17 protein-coding genes are annotated in these 16,420 nt (G+C 75.7%); 7 read left to right on the forward strand and 10 right to left on the reverse strand.

Annotation, left to right across the window (positions count from 1 at the left end; all coding sequences use genetic code 11):
• Positions 1 to 4 precede the first annotated feature (4 nt).
• Complete coding sequence (locus ACYSMR_RS10460) at positions 5 to 1,621, reverse strand: DUF4389 domain-containing protein (RefSeq protein WP_461745110.1); 1,617 nt, start codon at positions 1,619 to 1,621, stop codon at positions 5 to 7.
• Positions 1,622 to 1,997: 376 nt separating this feature from the next.
• Here ACYSMR_RS10460 and ACYSMR_RS10465 point away from each other — a divergent pair, with 376 nt between their 5' ends.
• Positions 1,998 to 2,825, forward strand: a complete 828-nt coding sequence (locus tag ACYSMR_RS10465; RefSeq protein ID WP_461745112.1) for a VOC family protein — start codon at positions 1,998 to 2,000, stop codon at positions 2,823 to 2,825.
• A gap of 128 nt (positions 2,826 to 2,953) precedes the next feature.
• Here the strand turns inward: ACYSMR_RS10465 and ACYSMR_RS10470 are convergent, their stop codons facing one another.
• From ACYSMR_RS10470 to ACYSMR_RS10485, 4 genes are all read right to left on the reverse strand, one after another.
• Positions 2,954 to 3,211, reverse strand: a complete 258-nt coding sequence (locus ACYSMR_RS10470) for a hypothetical protein (protein WP_309126235.1) — start codon at positions 3,209 to 3,211, stop codon at positions 2,954 to 2,956.
• A 314-nt stretch (positions 3,212 to 3,525) separates the two neighbouring features.
• Positions 3,526 to 6,051 (reverse strand): glycoside hydrolase family 3 protein, encoded by a 2,526-nt coding sequence (locus ACYSMR_RS10475; protein WP_461745114.1) that lies wholly within the window; start codon positions 6,049 to 6,051, stop codon positions 3,526 to 3,528.
• A gap of 132 nt (positions 6,052 to 6,183) precedes the next feature.
• Entirely contained in the window at positions 6,184 to 6,555 is a 372-nt protein-coding gene (locus ACYSMR_RS10480; RefSeq protein ID WP_461745116.1) for a fluoride efflux transporter FluC, read from the reverse strand.
• Positions 6,552 to 6,962, reverse strand: a complete 411-nt coding sequence (locus ACYSMR_RS10485; protein ID WP_309126132.1) for a CrcB family protein — start codon at positions 6,960 to 6,962, stop codon at positions 6,552 to 6,554. Before ACYSMR_RS10485 ends, ACYSMR_RS10480 begins: the two co-directional genes overlap by 4 nt.
• Positions 6,963 to 7,059: 97 nt before the next feature.
• On the opposite strand from ACYSMR_RS10485, the gene ACYSMR_RS10490 reads away from it, so the two are divergent.
• Positions 7,060 to 8,133: an FUSC family protein gene (locus tag ACYSMR_RS10490; protein WP_251332197.1), complete on the forward strand. Its 1,074-nt coding sequence runs from the start codon at positions 7,060 to 7,062 to the stop codon at positions 8,131 to 8,133.
• A 10-nt stretch (positions 8,134 to 8,143) separates the two neighbouring features.
• On the opposite strand, the gene ACYSMR_RS10495 is transcribed toward ACYSMR_RS10490, so the two are convergent.
• Positions 8,144 to 8,431 carry a hypothetical protein gene (locus tag ACYSMR_RS10495; RefSeq protein WP_309126130.1) on the reverse strand — a complete coding sequence of 96 codons (288 nt, stop codon included), beginning with the start codon at positions 8,429 to 8,431 and terminating at the stop codon, positions 8,144 to 8,146.
• Positions 8,432 to 8,661: 230 nt separating this feature from the next.
• Here ACYSMR_RS10495 and rlmC point away from each other — a divergent pair, with 230 nt between their 5' ends.
• Positions 8,662 to 9,786, forward strand: a complete 1,125-nt coding sequence (gene rlmC / locus ACYSMR_RS10500) for a 23S rRNA (uracil(747)-C(5))-methyltransferase RlmC (protein WP_309126129.1) — start codon at positions 8,662 to 8,664, stop codon at positions 9,784 to 9,786.
• A 45-nt stretch (positions 9,787 to 9,831) separates the two neighbouring features.
• Here rlmC and ACYSMR_RS10505 read toward each other — a convergent pair whose 3' ends face one another.
• Genes ACYSMR_RS10505 through ACYSMR_RS10515 form a run of 3 tightly spaced genes read right to left on the reverse strand, consistent with a single transcriptional unit; the run spans position 9,832 to position 13,002 of the window.
• The gene (locus ACYSMR_RS10505; RefSeq protein WP_461745119.1) at positions 9,832 to 10,962 is read right to left on the reverse strand and encodes a glycosyltransferase family 4 protein; all 1,131 of its coding nucleotides are present in this window, start codon (positions 10,960 to 10,962) and stop codon (positions 9,832 to 9,834) included.
• 7 nt (positions 10,963 to 10,969) lie between these two features.
• Positions 10,970 to 12,184, reverse strand: coding sequence for an NAD-dependent epimerase/dehydratase family protein (locus ACYSMR_RS10510; RefSeq protein ID WP_461745121.1), 1,215 nt, complete (start codon positions 12,182 to 12,184; stop codon positions 10,970 to 10,972).
• Between the two features lie 50 nt (positions 12,185 to 12,234).
• Entirely contained in the window at positions 12,235 to 13,002 is a 768-nt protein-coding gene (locus ACYSMR_RS10515; protein WP_309126304.1) for a methyltransferase domain-containing protein, read from the reverse strand.
• Between the two features lie 111 nt (positions 13,003 to 13,113).
• On the opposite strand from ACYSMR_RS10515, the gene ACYSMR_RS10520 reads away from it, so the two are divergent.
• The 4 genes from ACYSMR_RS10520 to ACYSMR_RS10535 all read left to right on the forward strand — a co-directional run bounded on the left by ACYSMR_RS10520 (position 13,114) and on the right by ACYSMR_RS10535 (position 15,848).
• Positions 13,114 to 13,494, forward strand: coding sequence for a hypothetical protein (locus ACYSMR_RS10520; protein ID WP_251332191.1), 381 nt, complete (start codon positions 13,114 to 13,116; stop codon positions 13,492 to 13,494).
• Between the two features lie 30 nt (positions 13,495 to 13,524).
• Complete coding sequence (locus ACYSMR_RS10525; RefSeq protein ID WP_461745123.1) at positions 13,525 to 14,316, forward strand: nitroreductase family protein; 792 nt, start codon at positions 13,525 to 13,527, stop codon at positions 14,314 to 14,316.
• 106 nt (positions 14,317 to 14,422) lie between these two features.
• Entirely contained in the window at positions 14,423 to 15,397 is a 975-nt protein-coding gene (locus ACYSMR_RS10530) for a GNAT family N-acetyltransferase (RefSeq protein WP_309126301.1), read from the forward strand.
• A gap of 46 nt (positions 15,398 to 15,443) precedes the next feature.
• The gene (locus ACYSMR_RS10535; RefSeq protein WP_461745126.1) at positions 15,444 to 15,848 is read left to right on the forward strand and encodes an Lrp/AsnC family transcriptional regulator; all 405 of its coding nucleotides are present in this window, start codon (positions 15,444 to 15,446) and stop codon (positions 15,846 to 15,848) included.
• A gap of 28 nt (positions 15,849 to 15,876) precedes the next feature.
• On the opposite strand, the gene ACYSMR_RS10540 is transcribed toward ACYSMR_RS10535, so the two are convergent.
• Positions 15,877 to 16,338 (reverse strand): hypothetical protein, encoded by a 462-nt coding sequence (locus ACYSMR_RS10540; RefSeq protein WP_309126414.1) that lies wholly within the window; start codon positions 16,336 to 16,338, stop codon positions 15,877 to 15,879.
• Positions 16,339 to 16,420 lie beyond the last annotated feature (82 nt).

A 16,420-nucleotide genomic window follows, 5' to 3' on the forward strand; every position in this document is an offset into this window, starting at 1 on the left:
TGCCTCACGCCCAGGGCGGGGGCGGGGCGCCGGGATCGCTGCGCGGGGGCGGCGGCGGCGCCTGCTCGGGCGGGGCGGGCGACGGCGCCCGGCCGGCCTCCGGGGGCTCCGGCGCCGGTCGGGTGGCCGGACCGGGCACGGGCGGCGGCTCGACCGGGCCCTGGTCGAGCCGGAAGGGCGGGTACTCGTCCCGCATCAGCAGCACGTAGGCGCCGACCCGGTAGAGCCACCGGTTGATGCCGACGACCAGGGCGAAGAGCTCGTAGCGGTACCGTCCCGTGAACAGCAGGACGACGGCGGCGATGAGCACGAGCAGCCCGAGCAGGGACGGCCCCCAGCCGGCGGTCGTGGCCCGGCCGGTCTCGTCCCACTCGGCGCCGATCCCCGTCCGGCCGGCGCCGCCCGTGAGGGCCCCCACCACGAGCAGGTGCGGGATCGCCAGCAGCCACCACTTCACCAGGACCAGGCCCCGGGAGAGCCGCTCGGGGTAGGCGACGTCGAGGTCGGCCGGGTAGTCGGCCGGAGCCAGCGTGAACGGCGGGTACCGGTCCGTGCCCAGCGCGGAGTAGGCGTAGAAGCCCACGCGCCAGCTCCACCGCAGCACGCCCACGCAGAAGGAGAACCAGGAGCGGGGATAGCGGCCGGTGAACAGGATGGCGAGCCCGGCGGCGACGGTGGTGACCAACAGCGCGAACCACAGCACGGCCAGCACGAGGAAGTGCGGGACCGCCAGCAGCCACTTGACCAGCCACAGGCCCCGCGACAGCCTCGCGTCCAGGAACCCCGTGACCGTGACGGGGTAGACGGAGGGCCAGGCCCGCTGCCCGCCCGGGCCGGCGGCGAGCGCCGCGCCCGGGCCCGTGCCCCGCGGGGGCGCCCCGCGGCCGACGTCCCGGCCCAGCCCGGCCGCGCCGAGCAGCAGCAGCGGCACGCCCACCACCAGGCCGATCAGCCCGCCCACGAGCAGCCACGCGGCCGCCGGGCCGGCGAGGTCCGAGCGCGCTCCGGCCTGCACCTCGACCCACACCGGGCGGGACGCGTCGGCGTTCATCACGACCAGGCTCCAGCGGCCCGGCTGCAGGTCGAACTCCACCTCCCGCGTCCCGGTGCCCTGGTCCGAGGCGGCCCAGAAGGTCTGGTTCCCGGGGCGGTCGGGCGTGCGGGACCCGGAGACGTCGATGCTCTCCTCGTCCTCGTCGTCGCGCAGGCCCGGCCCGAGCTGGGCGCGGGCGACGCCCTCGAGGTACCGCCCCACGTCCTCGGTCGCGGCCACGCCCACGAAGACCTCCTGCTGGGGGTCCACCGCGGTGGCGCGCACCTGCACCCCGGCTAGCTGCTCCACGAAGGGCAGCTGCGGCATCGGCGCCCCCTCGGTGTCGAGCACCACGGACGGGCTGGTCAGGGCGTAGGCGATGGTCTGGTGCCGTTCGGGGCCCCCGGTCAGGTAGCGGCCGCCCTCCTGGGCCGCGGCGGCGCCGGCGAGGACGAGCCCGGTGGCCACCGCCCCCAGGCCCAGGGCGGTCAGGACGGACCCGACCACGAGCAGCACCCACTGCCCCGGCCTCGTCCGGGGCGCGGGCTCGCGCGGAGCAGGGTGGGCAGGAGCGGAGTGCGCGGTCATGGGGTCCCCCGGAACGGTCGTGGTCGGTCGTCGTCGGTGCCCGAAGCGCAACGTCCGGTCGGCGGCCGGGCCGGCTCCTCCGTCCAGCGAGCACGCACGGCCGCTCGTCCGTCCTCCGGGGCGGGGCCCGTGGGCCGGGACCCCTGTCCTGCCCCCGAGTCTAGGAACGGCCCGGGGCGCCCGGAAGAAAGCCCCGAATGTTAACCCCGCCCCGCTGGCTCCACCCCCTGCAGGGCGTCGGCGAGGAAGGGGCTGCGGCCGGCGAATCCCGGGCCGGGGTGTTCCCTTCCGGGACGGCGGGGACGACCATGGGGGAACAGGACTGCCGGGGGCGGGCCGCGTCGCCGACGCCGCCGGCGCGAGGAGAGGACATCCCATGGCCGAGCACGTCGACCGGTGGCCCCCGGGGGCCCCGTGCTGGGTGGACATCATGGTCTCGGACCTGGAGCGGTCCCAGGACTTCTACACCTACGTGCTCGGGTGGCGGTTCACGCCGCCCGACCCGGACCACGGCGGCTACTGCAACGCCCTGGTGGACGGGGAGCCGGTGGCCGGGATGTCCCCGGCGCTGGCCGGGATGGAGGACGACCCCCACGCCTGGGCGGTGTACCTGGAGTCCGACGACATCGAGGCCACGGGCCGGGCGGCGGTGGCCGCCGGGGCGCGGCAACTGTTCGACCCGGTGGAGGTCGGCACCTTCGGGAGCATGGGCGTGTGGATCGACCCGACCGGCGCCGCCTTCGGGGTGTGGCAGCCCCGGGACCAGACCGGGTTCAGCATCGTCGGCCGGCACGGGACGATCGCCTGGTGCGACCTGCTGACCTCGGACCAGAAGGCCGCGGAACGCTTCTACGCCACGGTCTTCGGCTACACCTACCAGGACATCGGGACCCGGCACGAGGCGTACGCCGTGTTCACGGTCCCGGGCATGGACCGCACCGCCGGCGGGATCGGCGTCCCCGCGGAGGACGTGGACCACCTCCAGGAGGTGCCCCCGATGTGGTGGGTCTGCTTCGAGGTCGACGACGCCGACACCGCCGCCGAGCGGGTCGTCGCCGCCGGCGGCACGCTGGTCCAGGAGCCGGAGGAGTTCGGGTACGGGGAGCTGATCTTCGCGGCCGGCCCCGACGGCGAGCGGTTCGCCATGATGGGCCCGTCCTCGGAGGACTGGAACGACCACTCGTGGAGCCAGGACCTGGACTGAGCCCGGGCAGGCGGCAGGGGGCGCGGTGCTCCGGGGGACCCGCCTCGCGGCAGGCAGGGCTCCGGGCCCGGCCCGCCGCGGCCGGGCCCGGAGCTGACGGTGCTACTCCGGGGCGGGGCCGGCGGACCTCAGAACATGCCCACGAGAGCGCCCACGAACCACAGCACCGCGAAGAGCACCACGAAGCCGAAGATGACCGCGATGGCGATCTTGCCCTTCGAGCTGTCCCCGGGGTGGTCGACGTCCAGGTCGGGGTTGTGCGGGCCCACGCCGAGGCCCGCGATGGGAGGGGTGTCGCCCTCGACGCTGTAGCCGGTCTCCTCGTTGAGGGCCTTCCGGGCCTTCTCGGGATCGTTGCGCGCCTGCTCGGGATTGATGTCGGCCACGGTGCCTGCTTTCTCCGGTGGGTCCCGCGGAGGGGTCCCGCGAGTGGGTCTCGTGCGCTTCGGGCGTGCCAGAAGAATAGCAAGCTTGCTGGCGGTCGCACAGACCCTGCGCGGTCGGCCCTCCTCCGAGAACAGCCGGGCGGCCGCGGCCGGGATCTCCTCCCGGCGGGCGGCGCTGTCGGCGCCCCGGGGCCGGCCGCTGCTGCGGCGGGGCGACCGTGGCGCGGCGGGGGTGGCCATGGTGTCCTGGCGCGGGGTGGGCGCGGAAGGAGGAGGCGGCCGTCCGCAGGGGACGACCGCCTCCTCGAAGGATCTCAGCCCAACGACACCCGGGCCCGGACGTCGCCCAGGCCGCGGGCGACCACCAGCTCACCGCCGGGGGCGAGCTGCTCCCAGGCGCCGGTGGACTCGTTCCAGCGGCGGAACAGCCGCTGGTCGCAGTCGACCGTCACGGTGACCGTGGCCCCGGCGGGCACGTCCACGCCCTGGTGGCCCACCAGGCGGATCGGCTGGTCGGCCTCGGCCGGGTCCAGGTAGGCCTGCACGGTCTCCCGGGAGTCCCGCGCGGAGGTGTTGGTCAGCTCGACGTCCACGCCCAGCCGGCCGTCCCCGCCGCGGACCGCTGCCGCAGACCCGTACGCCCAGCTGCCGTAGCCCAGGCCGTGGCCGAACCAGAACAGGGGCTCCGGGGCGGCCCCGGCGTGGTAGCCGCGGTAGCCGATGGCCGTGCCGTCGTCGTAGGACAGGCCGAGGTCCTCACCGGGGACCACGTCCCAGGCCGGCGCCGCCCCGTCGGCGGCGGGGTAGGTGGTGACCAGGCGCCCGGTGGGCTCCAGCTCCCCGGTGAGCACCGCGGCCACCGCGTGGCCGCCCTCCTGCCCGGGCAGCCCGGCGACCACCACGGCGTCCACGTCGGGCAGCCACGGCATGAGCACGGGGGTGGCGGCGTTGACGACGACCACCGTCCGCTCGGCGGCGGCCGCGACGCGGGCCACCAGTTCGTCCTGGCGGCCCGGCAGGGCGAGGGTCCGCTTGTCGGAGGCCTCGGTCTCCTCCTCCTCGGTCACCCCCACCACGACGACGGCGGTGCTCGCGGCCCGTGCGGCGGCTTCGGCGCCGGCGATCAGCTCGTCGTCGGGGCGCGGGGCCGGGGCGGCCACCAGGGCCGTGAGGCCCATGGCGGACATGTCCAGCAGGTGGCTCTCCCCGGCCAGCCCCAGGGAGGGGTCGCCCAGGAGCAGCTCACGCCAGTCGACCGGCTCGAGCGCCACGGTGGCGGTCACGGTCGCGCCGGCCGGCAGCTCCACGACCTCGGCGAAGGCCGGCGGGCGGATCATGGTCTCGCCCGGGTCCTTGCCGGCGAAGCGCAGCTCGGCCGAGATCTCCTGCCCGCCCGCCGCCAGGCTCCAGCGCCCGCCGCCGATGGCTCCCAGCAGCACCGGGCCGGCCTCGTTGGCCAGGGTCGTGGTGAGCACCGCGGTGGCCGGGTCCTGATCGAGGTCGTCGTCCCAGCCGATCGAGATCGCGGACGAGCCGGAGTGGTACCGGGAGAGCTCGGTGCCGTCGGCGGCCAGCAGCGCGACCTCCAGTCCGGGCGTGCCGGTGGCCGGGTCGGTGAGGAAGGACGGGTCCGCGGCGACGGGACGGGAGCGCACGGCGACGCCGTCGGCCACCGTGACCCTGTCCCCGAGCAGGGCCCTCAGGCCCTCGGCCACGGTGGACTGGTACGGCGGGTTGACCTGCGCCGAGCCGCCGCCCATGTCGACGGTGTCGAGGCCGTGCCGGCCGATCAGCGCCACGGAGCCCTCGCCCGCCTCGTCCAGGGGCAGCGCGCCGTTGTTGGCCACGACGGTCATGCCGCGCGCGGCGATCCGGCGCAGCTGCTCCTTGCGGCGGTCGGAGTCCGGGGCGGGCAGCCGGCTCGCCCAGGCACGGTGGCCCTCGCCGCGGTCGAGCCCGCCGGTGCGGTCGGCCAGGCGCAGCAGGCGCTCCACGTGCTCGTCGACGGTCTCCTCGGCCACCTCGCCCGCGCGGACGGCGGCGACGAGCTTCTCGCCCCACGGGCCGTCCGGGCCGGGCATGACCAGGTCGAGGCCGCCGTTCGCGGAGGCGACGGTGCGCTTGGTGGCGAACCAGTCGCTCATGATCAGCCCGTCCCAGCCCCACTCGCCCTTGACGATCCGGTTCTGGACGCGGTCGTGCTCGGTGGCGGGCACGCCGTTGACGTCGTTGTAGGCGGCCATCATCGACCACGCCCCGGCGTCCTGGACGGCCATCTCGAAGGGCAGCAGGTACAGCTCCCGCAGCGCCGTCTCGGAGACCCGGGAGTCCACGAAGTTGCGCAGCGTCTCGGACTCGTTGGCCACGAGGTGCTTCAGGCACGCGGCCGTGCCGTTGGCCTGCATCCCGCGCACGCAGGCGGCGGCGGTGCGCCCGGTGAGGTACGGGTCCTCGGAGTAGGCCTCGAACAGCCGCCCGCCCAGGGGGGTGCGGTGCAGGTTGATGGTGGGCCCGAGGACCACGTGGATGTGCTGGCGCCGGGCCTCCTCGGAGAGCATCCGCCCGACCTCCTCGGCGATGCCGTCGTCCCAGGAGGCGGCGATCAGCGTGGCGTTGGGGAACAGGGCCACGGCGTCGCCGCCGACGAACTTCAGCCCGCGCACGCCGGTGGGCCCGTCGGAGAAGGCGAGCGGGGCCAGCCCGATCCGGTCGTTGCCCGGCAGGGTGAAGGCGGTCTCGCCGGTGAGCAGGTGGACCTTCTCCTCCAGGGACAGCCGCTCGACGAGCGGGGCGTAGGCCGCCAGGGAGGTGCGCCCGGAGGTCTGGATGTGCTCGGTCATGATCACTTCGCTTTCTTGACGGGGAGGACGACGAAGGCGCCGGCCACGGCCACGGTCGGCAGCCACGCGCCGGCGAAGGGGGCCAGGGACTGGGGCATGGCGTGGGCCATGTCGATCATCTGCCCCGGAGCCTCAGAACAGCAGCGCGGCCGCGCCCAGCCCGCCCAGCACGGCGACGACGGTGAGCAGGCCGGTCCCCACGGCGTTGAGCACCGCCCGGCGCCCTTCCCCGGCCCGGGCCAGGCGCACGGTGTCGGCCATCGCGGTGGAGAAGGTCGTGTACCCGCCGCAGAAGCCGGTGACCGCTGCGGCCGAAGCCGTCCCGCCGAGCGCCCCCGCCAGCGCGGCCCCCGACAGCAGGCCGGCCAGCAGGGACCCGGTGACGTTGACGACCACGGTCCCGGCCGGGAACGCGGTGGCCCACCGCTGCCGCACCGCGCCGTCGACCACGAACCGGGCCGCGGCGCCCAGCCCGCCCAGCAGGCACACGAGCAGCGCGGTCACGGGCGCCGCCCCCGGGCGGCCAGGAGCACCCCGGCGAGGCACGCCAGGAACCCGCCGCCCAGCGAGAGCAGCAGGTAGCCCGCGGCCTGGGCCGGCGCCCCGCCCGCGAGCAGCCGCTCGACCTCCAGGGCGAGCGAGGAGAACGTCGTGAACCCGCCCAGGGCGCCCGTGCCCAGGCCCAGGCGCAGCAGCCGCAGCCGGGGGGTCTCCTCGCCCCGGCGCAGCAGGGCCTCCAGGAGCAGGCCCAGCAGCAGCGACCCGAGCAGGTTCGCCGCCAGGGTGGCGACGGGCCAGCCCCCGGCCGCGGGCAGCAGGGCGGTGAGGCCGTAGCGGGCCCCGGTGCCCAGCGCTCCGCCCAGCCCCACGGCCAGGACCAGCGGCGGGCTCCGGTGCGGCGGTCGGTGCATCGGCTCTCCTCCCGGCGGGGCGCGCCGCGGGTCCTGGCGCGCTCCGGGGCGAGCGCGCGGCGGGTCGATCCTAACCACCGGTCCGTAGGATGACCGCGTGCACACCCTCCGCGGCCCCCGGGTCCTGCTCGCCCTCAAGACCGCGCTCGCCGTGTCCCTGGCGTGGGTGGTGGCGCAGCGGATGCCCGGGACGATCGACGAGTACCCCTACTACGCCCCGCTGGGAGCGCTCTCCGCGATGTACCCCACCGTGCTGGGCTCGGTCCGCACGGGCCTGCAGACCGTGGCGGGCCTCGCCCTGGGCATCCTCCTGGCGGCCGGGGTGCTGCTGGTGGGCAGCCCCAACCTCGTGACCATCGGCCTGGCCGTCGGGATCGGCGTGCTCCTGTCCGGGGTGCGGCGGCTCGGGGCCGGCGCCGAGTACGTGCCCATGGCGGCGCTGTTCGTGCTCATCGTGGGCGGCCAGGACGCCGGGTCCTACTCCCTGGGCTACCTCGTGCAGATGGCGGTGGGGGTCGCGATCGGCCTGGTCGTCAACGTGGCGGTCTTTCCCCCGCTGGACTTCCGCACCGCGCGGCTGCAGCTGGACCGCCTGCAGGGCGTCGTCGTCGACTACCTCGGCGACGTCGCCGGGGAGCTGGCCTCGCCGGGCAGCACCGCGGGGCGGGACTGGGCGCAGCGCAACCACGAGCTGGCCCGCCTCACGGGAGAGGTGCGGGAGGCGGTGGACGCGTCGGCGCTGAGCGCCCGCGGCAATCCGCGCGTGGTGCTCCGCCGCCGCGCACGCGGCACCGACCCGGGCTACGCGGCCCTCGCCCAGCTCGAGCGCGTGGTCTTCCACCTGCGCGACCTCACGGACGCGCTGCGGGCGCTCTACGACGCCGACCGGCACGGCTGGACGGTGCCCGGGCCGGTGGCCGCGGGGCTCGCCGACGCGGTGGAGGCGGGCGCCCGGTGCGTGCGGGCGTGGGCCCACGACGAGGACACGGCAGCTCCCGCCGCCGAGGTGCGCGCGCTCCTGGGCCGGCTCTACGCCGGGCCCGTGGACCCGTCCGAGGTGCAGCAGCGGCTGGTGCTCGCCGCGGGGCAGGACCTCCAGCGGCTCGTCGACGTCCTGGACCCGCCCGCGCCCGGACCGGCCGGGAGCACGCGCGCGCGGGACCGCGGCTGAGGCCCCCGCGCTACTCCGCCGGGTCGGGCCCGGCCATGATCTCGCGGGCGTCGAGCTCCACGAGCAGCAGGCGGTGCCGGTCCAGGGTCACCGGGTCGGGCCCGGCGGGGTCCGAGAGGTACTCGTGGTCGAGCTGGCGGGCGAGCCGGCTGTGCAGCACCTGCAGCTCGGCGACGTCCAGCCGGGTGAGGTCGAGGGGGAACCGTTCGTCGGGTCCCAGGCGCAGCCGGGCCCGGCCGGGGGCGCCGGTGCGGGGGTTCGCCGGGGACCCGGCGCCGGAGTGACGGCGGTCGCTCACGCGGTGGGCCTGCCGAGGCCGGCGGGACGTGCAGCGACGACCGGGGGGAGGCGATGCCCGTCCGGGGGGACCGCGACGGGCACTGGGGGCATGGGTTCCACGACGGCGACCTGTTCTCGTGCACGGGTGAAGACGCGGCCGTTGCTTGACCTCAGGACAGCCACTATACGGTGCGGCCCGTCCCGGGTAACAGGGGGCAGTGCCGGGTGCGGGACGTAGACTGGTGGGCCATGCAGTGTTCCTACTTCGACGCCGGCGCCTGCCGCTCCTGCACCCTGATGGGCCGGCCGTACGCCGAGCAGCTCGCCGACAAGCAGGAGCACTGCCGGAGCCTCCTGGCGGCCTGGCCGGACCTGGCCTGGCTGCCGGCGGTGGCGAGCCCGGAGTCCGGTTTCCGCAACAAGGCCAAGATGGTGGTGGGCGGCACGGTCCGGCACCCCACCCTGGGCATCCTCGACGGGCAGGGGCGCGGGGTGGACCTGCGCCGGTGCGGGGTCTCGTCCCCCGCGCTCACCGCGTGCTTCCCCGCCCTCTCCGCGTTCATCACCCGGGCCGGCCTCGTGCCCTACGACGTCCCGGCCCGCCGCGGCGAGCTCAAGCACCTGATCCTCACCGAGTCCCCGGACGGCGAGCTCATGCTGCGCTTCGTGCTGCGCTCCACCGAGTCCGTGGTGCGGATCCGCAAGCACCTGCCCGGCCTGCAGCAGGAGCTGCCCCGGCTCGCGGTGGTCTCCGCCAACATCCAGCCCGAGCACAAGGCCGTGCTCGAGGGCGAGCAGGAGATCCTGCTCACCGAGCAGGAGACCCTGCGGATGCGCGTGAACGACGTGGACCTCCACCTGCGCGCCCGCAGCTTCTTCCAGACCAACACCGCCGTGGCCGCGGCCCTCTACCGCCAGGCCCGGGAATGGGCGGACGAGCTGGGCCCCGCCTCTGTGTGGGACCTCTACTGCGGGGTGGGCGGCTTCGCCCTGCACGTCGCCGGGCCGGCACGGGAGATCACCGGCATCGAGGCCAGCGCCGAGGCCATCGCGAGCGCCGCGCTCAGCGCGCAGGAGGCGGGACTGTCCGGCGTGGACTTCGCCGCCGGCGACGCGACCGCCTTCGCCCTCGGGGCCCGGCGGGTGCCCGAGCTCGTGGTCGTCAACCCGCCGCGGCGCGGCATCGGCGCGGAGCTCGCCGGCTGGCTCGAGTCCTCGGGCGTGGAGCACGTCGTGTACTCGAGCTGCAACGCCGTCTCCCTCGCCCGGGACCTGGCGGCCATGCCGTCGCTCGTGCCGCGGCGCGCGCGCGTGCTGGACATGTTCCCGCAGACCCGCCACTACGAGGTGATGGTGCTCCTGGAGCGGGCCTAGGGGCCCGCTCGGCGCCGCCGTCCCGGGCAGGCAGGCCGGACCCGTTCAGCGGGACCGCGCCCGGTGCCGCTCCACCGCCCGCGCGTAGTGGCCCACCAGCGCCTCCGTCGCGCCCCGCCAGCCGTGGAGCTCGGCCTCGGCGCGGCCGGCCGCGCCCATCTGCGTGCGCCGGACCGGGTCGTCGAGCAGGTGGGCCAGGTGCTCGCCGAGCTCGCCCGGCCGGGCGGGGTCCGCCAGCAGCCCGGTGCGCCCGTCGTCGACGGCGAACGGGATGCCGCCGGCGCGGGCGCCCACCACGGGCACGCCGCTGGCCAGGGCCTCCAGGGCCACCAGCCCGAGGGTCTCCGTGGTGGACGGGAACGCGAACACGTCGGCGGAGGCGTAGGCGGCGGCGAGCTCCTCCCCGTGCAGGGGGCCGGGCAGGACGGTGGGGGTGCCGGCGAACGCCCGCTCGAGCCCCACCCGGTGGGGGCCGTCGCCGACGATCGCGAGCCGCGTGCGCGGCAGCCGGCGCATCGGCTCGACGAGCGCCTCGAGGTTCTTCTCCTTCGACAGCCTCCCCACCGAGAGCACGAGCCGCTCCCCGGGGTGCCCGTCCGTGAGGCGGGCGCGCATGCCCGGGCTGGACCTCGCGGGGGAGAACAGGTCCGTGTCCACGCCCTTGGGCCACAGGCCCACGTCGCGGATGCCCATCGCGGCGGCCCTCTCGACCATGGGCCCGGACGTGCACAGGTTGACCTGCGCGAGGTTGTGGGTGCTGCGGATCAGCCGCTCCGCGGTCCCGCGCAGGGGGCCCAGCCCGAGGGCGTCCATGTACTGCGGCACGTCCGTGTGGAAGGAGGCGAGCAGCGGCAGGTCCCGGCGCCGGGCCGCCAGCGCGCCCCAGGCGCCGAACCACACCGGGTTCACCGCGTGCACGACGTCCGGGCGGAACGCGGTCAGCGCGCGCTCGGCCGCCGGGGTCGGCACGCCCGCCCGGATCTCCGGGTACCACGGGAAGGTGAAGGACCGGGCGCGGGCCACGCGGTGGGGCCCGTACCGGTCGGGGGGCGTGCCGGGGGTGAGCACGAGCACGTCGTGGCCCAGGTCCCCGAGCGCGTCCAGGGTCCGCAGCAGGCGGGTGACGACCCCGTCGACCTTCGGCAGGAAGACGTCGGTGACGAGCGCGATCCGCATCCGCGGCTCAGGCGCCCACCGGCGCGGCGCCGGTTCGGGACGCGGGGATCCCGGCCCTCCGCTCCCGGGTCCACAGGGACGTGGCCGGGATCCTGGAGAGGTCCGCCCGGTGGGCCCAGCGGGCGGCCGTCTGCTCGACCTCGAGCAGCAGTCCCTCGGACAGGGTCGTGGGTCGCAGGCCCAGGTCCAGGAACGCGTCGTGGACCACGTGCAGGTCGTTCTCCGGGGACTCCTGCCGCGGGTTCGGCACCGTCTCCACCTGCGCGCCGGTCAGCTCCGCCACGAGGCGGGCGAGGTCCCGGACCCGGTGGGTCTCCGTCATCTGGTTGAAGATCTTCACGCGCTCGCCGCGCGCCGGGGCGTGGAGCAGCGCGAGCTCCACGCAGCGGACCATGTCCTGGATGTGGATGAACGCCCGGGTCTGCCCGCCGGTCCCGTGCACGGTGAGCGGGTGGCCGACGGCGGCCTGCATGAGGAAGCGGTTGAGCACGGTGCCGTAGTCGCCGTCGTAGTCGAAGCGGTTGACCAGCCGCTCGTCGAGGCCGGTCTCCCGGGTGTTGGTGCCCCAGATGATGCCCTGGTGCAGGTCCGTGATGCGCAGCCGGTCGTTCTTCGCGTAGAACGCGAACAGCGTCTGGTCGAGGACCTTGGTCATGTGGTAGATCGAGCCCGGGTTGGAGGGGTAGAGGATCTGCTGTGCGACGCCGCCGCCCTCCCCGGGGACCTCCACGTCGAGGTAGCCCTCGGGGATCCGCATCCCGGCGGTGCCGTAGCCGTAGACGCCCATGGTCCCGAGGTGGACCACGTGCACGTCCAGCTCCGACTCCACGACCGCGGCGAGCACGTTGTGCGTCGCGTTGAGGTTGTTGTCCACGGTGTAGCGCTTGTGCCGCGGGGACTTCATGGAGAAGGGCGCGGCGCGCTGCTCGGCGAAGTGCACGACGGCGTCCGGCCGCTCGGTCACCAGCAGGTCGAGGAACGCCTCGTAGTCCCGGGCGAGGTCGATCCCGGCGAAGCCGACGCTCCGGCCCGTGAGCTCCTCCCACGCGGCGCGGCGCTCGGCGAGGGACCGGATCGGGGTGAGGGACTCGGCACCCAGCTCCTCGCCGATCGCCCGGCGGGAGAAGTTGTCGACGACGACGACGTCGTGCCCGCGCGCCGACAGGTGCAGTGTGGTCGGCCAGCCGCAGAAGCCGTCGCCACCGAGGATCGCGATCTTCATCTCAACTCCGTTCTCGGGGCGGCGGCGGCCGCCCCCGTAGGGACCGGGTCTCAGCGTGGGGGATCCGTGTGAAGCGCAAGTGAACGGGAACGGATCAGCTGCTGGTGGGCGAAGGACCCGGGCAGGACCTGCCAGCCCGGCCCGGCCAGCTCCCGCAGCTCGGCGGGGACGTACGCGCGGCGCAGGGAGCGCAGCCCGTCGGTGCGCAGGAACGAGCCGGGGGCCAGCGGCAGGACGCCCACCGCGTAGAGCCGGTAGGCGGCGGCGCTGCGCACGAGGTCGTTGTGCACCACCAGCCGGCGGGACAGCCGCTGCGAGTCCCGCACGAAGGCCACCACCGCGTCCGGGTCCAGGTGGTGCAGCAGGTGGTTGGAGATCACGACGTCGAACGTCTCGCCCGCCGCCACGAGCTCCCCGCTGGCAGCCCGGCGGAACACCGGCGGCGTGACCTCCGGGTGCCGGGCGGCCCAGCGGGCCGTCCGCCCGGCAGCCCACGCGAGCGCGCGGGCGTCCGGGTCGATGCCCGTGATCCGCAGCTCGACCCCGTCCCGGTGCGCCCACCGGGCCAGGGACCGGGCGATGTCCCCGCCGCCGGAGCCCACGTCCAGCACGTCGAGCGGGCGGCCCGGCTCGGCGAGGGGGCGGATCCGGCGCCGGTAGGTCGCCGCCCACCCGGAGAGCAGCTGGTTCACGAGGTCGAAGCGGGCGTAGGTGCGGTGCAGCGCCGCGAGATCGCAGCCGGGGTCGTCCATGAGCTCCCGGAGCTCGTGGTCGCGGCGTGAGAGGTCGGGCCGGGCCCGTGTCGGGACGGAGGACATTCCCCCATTGTTTCCCGGCGCGCCCCGCCCGTCACGGATGACGGGCGACCCGCCGCCCGGATGCGTCAGTAGACTGGGCACCCCGACCCGGAGCCGACGGAGGGAGGTCGCGTGGGGCATCCCGTTCGCGGTGCAGGAGCGCCGTCCGCGCCCTGGGTCGGACTGGCCTCCGCCTGCTGGGCCGCCAACGCCGCCCTGGGGGCGTCCGTGGGCTCCGGCCTGGTGCGCACCGGCCGGTTCCGCTGGATCCACCACGCCCTCTACGTCGCCACGACGACGACGACCGCGCTGGCCGCGGCCCGCTGCGCGCTCTCGGCCTCGCCCTCCCGGCGGGCGGCGGGCCGGGCTCTTGCCCCGGCGCTGCTGCCGCTCGCCGCCCTGCCCCACATCGGCACCCCCGCCCAGGGCCACCCCCGCCGGCACGCCCTCGCGGCCCTGTCCGCGGCCCCGTTCTACGCCGCCGCGCTCCTGCGCGCGGCGGGCCCGTCCTGACCGTCCCGTCCCGACCGAACCGGAGAGCACATGGAGTTCCTCGACGTCGTCTTCCGCCGCCGCACCACCAACGGGCCGTTCCTCCCGGACCCGGTCGCGCCCGAGCACCAGAAGCTGCTGCTGCAGGCGGCCGCGGCCGCGCCGTCCCAGTTCAACAGCCAGCCGTGGCGCTTCGTGGTCGTCGAGGACCGGGGGACCATCGAGCGGATCGCGCGGATCAGCGGCGAGTCCATGACGCAGGTGATGGCCGAGGGGACGTTCTTCGACCGGTACAAGCGCTATTTCCGCTTCAGCCGGCAGGAGATGGACGAGCAGCGCTTCGGCATGCTCTTCGACAAGCTCCCGGCGGTGCTGCGGCCCTTCACGGGCAAGGCCTTCACCCCGAGCGGTCAGGCCATGATGAACCGGCTGCGGGTGCCGCAGACGCTCGGCGCCGAGAACCAGAAGCTCGTGGCCGGCTCGCCCCTGCTGCTCGGCGTCATGCTCGACCGCCGCGAGTACCGGCCGGGGGAGCTGTCCGGGTTCTACTCGCTGTTCTCCATGGGCGCGGCGGTGGAGAACCTGTGGCTGACCACCGTGGAGCTCGGCATGGGCATCCAGTTCGTCTCCTTCCCCATGGAGGCCCCCGCCCGCTGGGCCGAGATCGTGGAGCTGCTGGAGGTCCCCGAGGAGCTCGAGCTCATGGCCGTCTACCGCCTCGGCTACGTGCCCGAGGAGCAGCGCCGCCCCGCGATCGACTGGTCCTCCCGGGAGCGGCGGAGGATCTCCCAGTACGTGTTCCGCGAGAGCTGCGCGAGTCCCCAGGAGGGCTGGGACGACTGAGCGGCGTCCCGCCGTCCCGACCCGCCCGGCCCCGGTGCCGTCATCGACGGGCCGGACCGGCGGTGTCGCCGTGACACCGGGCGCGGGTGGGCTAGCGTCTGCACCTGTGAGCCCCGACGACGCACCGCGCTTCCGTCCCCTGACCGCCCGGGACACCCCGCAGTGGTCCGCGCTGACCCACGTGCTGGCCGAGGCGGACGGCACCGGCGAGACGTACACCGCCGAGGACCTGGCCGAGGAGCTGACCATGGCCGGGGTGGACGCCGCCGCCGACACGTGGGGCGTGTGGGCGGGCGGGACCATGGTCGGCTACGGCCAGGTGCACGTGAGCATGGAGCGCACGGCCACGGGCCCGGTCCGCGCGGACCTCGGCGGGGGCGTCCACCCGGCCTGGCGCGGCAGGGGCATCGCCACCGCGCTCTTCGACCGGATGGAGCCCCGGGCCGCCGCGATCGCCGCGCAGAGGCACCCGGGGGCGCCGGTGCAGCTGCGCGCCTCCGGCGGCGTCGAGGGCGCGGACGCCCGCGCCCTGCTGAGCGGACGCGGCTACGCGCCGGTGCGGTGGTTCACGGACATGGCCCGGCCGCTGCCCGGCGCCCCCGTGCCTGCGCCGGACGCCCGGGTGGAGCCGTACGAGGACGCCATGGCGGAGCAGCTGCGGCTCGCCCACAACGACGCCTTCGCCACCCACTGGGGGACCACGCCCTGCACCCCCGAGTCCTGGACGGACGTGGTGGACGCGCGGGCCAACCGCAAGGACGTCTGGCGGGTGGCCCGCGACGGGAGCGGACGGGTCCTCGCCTACTGCCTCGCCGCGCAGTGGGCCGAGGGCAGCCTGTACGTCGCGGCCGTCGGCACCCGCCAGGACGCCCGGGGACAGGGGCTCGCCCGGGCCGTCCTCCTCGGGACCGTGGCCGCCGCCGCGGCCGCCGGGACCTGGTCGGCCGTCGAGCTGACCGTCGACTCCGCCAACCCCACCGGCGCCGGCGCCCTCTACGAGTCCGTCGGCTTCGTGCCCGTGCGCACCCAGGCCACCTACGCCCGGCTCCTCGACCCCCGCCTCCCCGGCCCCCGGGGCTGAGCCCGGCACGGGCTCCCCGGGCAGCATCCGGCCCGCGGACCCGCGGATGACCGTGCTGGCCCTGGCCCAGCGCACCGGGCTGGCGCGCGGCACCGTCCCGGCGCGGCTCGATCGCTTCCGGACCAGCCCGGCGCGGCGCCTGCACAGCCCGCGGGTCTCCCCGGCGGCCCTGGGCTGCGGCCTGGCCGCGAGCGTGGCCGTGGAGCTCGACCAGCACCAGCTCGAGGCCTCGGTCGCCGGGCTGCGGGCCATCCCGCAGGTGGTCGAGGTGTTCGCCCCCGCCGGGCAGACGGAGCTGCTGTGCCGCGTGGTCGCCAGGGACCCCGACGACCTCTACCGGGTCTCCGAGGAGGTCCGGCTGTGCCCGGGCATCCTGCGGGCCTCCACCAGCATGTTCCTGCGCACGGTCGTCCCGTACCGGGTCGCGCCGCTGCTGGACGGGGGCGGCTGAGCGCCGGCCGTCCGGGGCCGCTCGGACGTCAGGCGGCGTGCACTGCCGGCGCGGCCGGACCCGGCCCGCGCAGGTGCTGGGCCTTGAGCGCCCGCAGGCAGAGCATCAGGGCGGCCGGGGTGTAGTCGGGGCGGGCGACCACGGGCGTCCCCTCGTGCCCGTGGGCGGCCAGGATGGCCCCCAGGGCCGCCTCGTGGCGGGCGAGCAGGACCTGGCTGAAGTAGTCGTCGTTGAAGAACGCGGCCAGTTCCATGGCGTGGGCCCAGGTGGGGGAGCCGGGCTCCATCGGCGCCTCCGGGTCGTCCCAGTCGGTGGGGCCGCCGGTGGCGCGCAGCTCGGAGGCCAGGACCCGCTCGAGCGCCTCGGGGGTGAACGCCACGGTCAGCTCCGCGACGTCGTCGACGATGTCGAAGCGCTTGACGGTCAGCCCCGCCGGCGAGCAGGACTGCAGGTAGCGCTGGGCCTCGGCGAAACAGCCGTCGACGGTCATGGGTGCCTCCTCGTCCGTGGGGGTGCGGACTCGTCCGTGGGGGGGTGCGGATGACTGGACGGACTCATCCTAGGTGCTCCCG

The sequence above is a fragment of the Kocuria sp. U4B genome (assembly GCF_054875615.1).